Annotated in this window: 2 protein-coding genes and 1 pseudogene; all 3 read left to right on the plus strand. The window is 25.9% G+C overall.

The features are described 5' to 3' along the window. Positions 1–92 (plus strand): annotated as a pseudogene (locus NU08_RS22540) (transposase); the annotation flags it as partial. An 11-nt stretch (positions 93–103) separates the two neighbouring features. Next, complete coding sequence (locus NU08_RS22155; protein ID WP_129749195.1) at positions 104–295, plus strand: hypothetical protein; 192 nt, start codon at positions 104–106, stop codon at positions 293–295. Positions 296–349: 54 nt separating this feature from the next. Continuing rightward, entirely contained in the window at positions 350–1,882 is a 1,533-nt protein-coding gene (locus tag NU08_RS22160) for a hypothetical protein (RefSeq protein WP_129749196.1), read from the plus strand. Positions 1,883–1,995: the final 113 nt, after the last annotated feature.

Below are 1,995 nucleotides of genomic sequence, written 5' to 3' on the forward strand. Positions count from 1 at the left end.
GTTTTGTAACTAATCCTGTAGATTGGAAATACAGCTCTGCCAGAAATTATGGCGATAACGATCAAACTGTTTTAGAAATTGATATTAATTGACTTTCCTGTGTGTGCACGAGCGAGACGCTCGCGCCAGCAGGGGGAACTTACTTGGAGAATATGGTGCAATTTCTGATTTTAGGTCTTATATGTCTATTCATTTTCCAGATGAGAACTTAGATGCCTTTAATTCTATTCAAAAAGAAATGAACAGAGCCCAAATAGAATATGATAAATATAAACATTTAATAATTGTAAAATAATTTTCTGCAATAAATCTTCAAGTTAAATTAAGATGAAGCTTGTTAAAAAAAAAAATGAAAGTTTTTTATTACACAAAAATATCTGATTTACAAAAACAAACTATATTTGAGGATTCATATTCACTTAAAATAACAATATTTAAAATGCAATTAAAACAATTCAGCAATCTATTTTTCAAACTTTCCGGCCTTTTTATAATCTACAGCCTGCTTTTCAAATATACGATAGGAGCTGTATTTGGCATTAACGAAAGCAATATAAGTCATGGATATTCTGGGTTTTCTCTAAATTGGAATATTTTTTTCATTATTATATTATGCTTTGTAATTTTAATTAAAAACTCAGATTTTCTGACTTATCTTTTTTATAGAAAAAATTATATCGTTGAACTAAATGAGAAAAATCAATATAGAATTTTAAAAGTCATTTTTACAACATTTAGTATTTTTCGATTGCTTACACTTTTTTTCACTCATAACGAAGTCAGCTTTTGGAATAAGTTATTCTCTACGATTTCAATTACATTCTTCTTTTTGATTTTATTTCATAAGATCATTATAACATTTATGATTAACCGAATTAATTCTTATTCTAAAAATCAATCAAATTATATTTTTATTTTTTCGTTGATTCCAATTCTTATATATTTTTATTTTTTTTGGGAATATAAGATCGGTGCTGGTTCATTAAATATTTTTGAACTCATCTTTCGCGTAATCATATTACTCATTACTTTAAGCTCTCCATTATTTTTTAGATTGTTATTAGAAAGAGATAAGCTCATTAAAAGCTCCCATTTCACTTTCATTTTATTTTTTTGGATTTTATTTCTTTATAATCTGAACGAATTTTTATTCAAGTTACCCAATTATGAAAGAGATAATATGTATCTCGTCAAAGATTTAACATTCCATGTAGTAATGCCTTTATTTTTTTTAAGTTGTCATTCAATCTTTGCGAAAATCAAAAGCATTTCAATCTTACAATTTGCATTTATTACATTCGGAATTTTATCAATTTTCTGTTCAATTTTAAAATATTTAGATGGAACCTTATATGCACGTAGATTGTATTTGGTTACTGGTATTTTATCGCTTTTTTTATCTACAATAACTTCTCTAATAGATAAAAAACTTGAAAATATAAAGTTGAAAATTAAAATAAGATCCGTTGATCCATCTTTACTAAATAGTTCCTCATTTATATATATACCATTGTTATTTCTTACAATTTCAAAATACTTTATTATACTTTTTGATTATAGACCAAGTTTTACTGATTTAATATCTTTTGCTGTTGCCATAATGCAATTAGTAATTATTGGAATAATAGTATCGAAAAAGAATTTAAAACTAGATAATGCAGATGATTACATAAATATTACAATGACGTTCTTTTTAGTATTAATATTTTGTAACAATTATTTATGGTATTTAAATGTTCCTATTTTTAGTAATCATTCATTTTTCAGTTTTGATACTGTGTGTTTTATAGTTTTGTTACTCGCAATACTATTGTCTTCTTATTTAACAAAATTGATAAAAACATTATTACCGAAAAGTTATTTTAAAGATTTCCAGAGCTAGAAAAACTATACACGATCTCCCCGCTGGCGCGAGCGTCCCGCTCGTGAACGCAAAGTATTTCTTACATTAGCTCAAAAATAATAAATGAGCAGAAAATACAAATTTGGAGATAA

It is taken from the genome of Flavobacterium anhuiense, from assembly GCF_004151235.1.
Taxonomy (GTDB): Bacteria; Bacteroidota; Bacteroidia; order Flavobacteriales; family Flavobacteriaceae; genus Flavobacterium; species Flavobacterium anhuiense_A.

Coding starts and splice junctions, on each gene's coding strand:
- NU08_RS22160 (WP_129749196.1), top strand. CDS start 350: ATGAAAGTTTTTTATTACACAAAAATATCTGATTTACAAAAACAAACT.